Origin of the sequence: Microvirga sp. HBU67558 (assembly GCF_018069605.1) — a bacterium.
Classification (GTDB): domain Bacteria; phylum Pseudomonadota; class Alphaproteobacteria; order Rhizobiales; family Beijerinckiaceae; genus Microvirga; species Microvirga terrae.
In genome coordinates this window covers 1-250 of sequence record NZ_JAGPUP010000050.1, presented here as the reverse complement: position 1 = coordinate 250, position 250 = coordinate 1, and the positions used below count along the sequence as shown (strand labels likewise).

Sequence of the window (250 nt, the reverse complement as noted above, 5' to 3'; positions counted from 1 at the left end):
GACCGGTCCTGGGGCGGTGGGCATGACAGGATCCTGATCTGGGTGCCCACCGGTATAACCCGGTTGGTTGGCCTAGGACTTGATATGGGTCAACCGTCGGCAAAGACCCTGTTCAGGAACTGTCCCTACGGGCGCGGCTCAAGCTGCTCGGTTTCCGATCATGAGCGTCAGGCGAACGAGTTCGGACAGACTACCGGCCTGCATCTTGGCCATGACGTTTGCCCGGTAGATCTCGACCGTACGGGGGCTG

The 250-nt window shown here is 61.2% G+C and carries 1 protein-coding gene; it reads right to left on the bottom strand.

The genetic code is table 11. From position 1 onward, the window contains the following. Positions 1-138: 138 nt before the first annotated feature. The coding region (locus tag KBI52_RS00190; RefSeq protein ID WP_247654075.1) for a LuxR C-terminal-related transcriptional regulator at positions 139-250 on the bottom strand (112 nt) is incomplete at its 5' end.